This is a genomic window from Gardnerella sp. CCPDSM, from assembly GCF_056754715.1.
In genome coordinates this window covers 1-530 of the sequence record NZ_JBQEQO010000066.1, presented here as the reverse complement: position 1 = coordinate 530, position 530 = coordinate 1, and the positions used below count along the sequence as shown (strand labels likewise).

The 530-nt window shown below is 43.2% G+C and carries 1 protein-coding gene; it reads left to right on the top strand.

The features are described 5' to 3' along the window. Positions 1 to 41: 41 nt before the first annotated feature. The coding region (locus ACTJLE_RS06545; RefSeq protein ID WP_481267915.1) for a phage portal protein at positions 42 to 530 on the top strand (489 nt) is incomplete at its 3' end.

Genomic DNA, 530 nt, shown 5'->3' with positions numbered 1-530 from the left:
AGGTAAATGATAGTGATGTTTTAGCAGGTAAAGAAACGAGTGTGAAACTTAAACCCTTTGACGTGCTTCATATTCCCGGTCTTGGTTTTGACGGTCTTGTTGGCTATTCGCCTATTGCGATGGCAAAAAACGCTATCGGTATGGCGATAGCTACGGAAGAGTATGGTGCATCGTTTTTCGCTAACGGTGCTACACCAAGCGGAATCTTGGAATACCCCGGAACAGTAAAAGATCCGTCTGGTATGAGGGATAGTTGGAATAAGGGGTTCTCGGGTTCTAACTCGCATAAGATAGCGGTTTTAGAGGAAGGCATGAAGTATACGCCTATTTCTATTTCGCCTAACGAAGCACAGTTTCTTGAAACTCGTAAGTTTCAGATTAACGAGATCGCTCGTATTTTTAGAGTCCCACCACACATGGTTGGTGATTTAGAAAAGTCGAGTTTTTCTAATATTGAACAGCAGTCGTTGGAGTTTGTGAAATACACGCTTGATCCTTGGGTGGCGCGTTTTGAACAGTCTATTACGAGA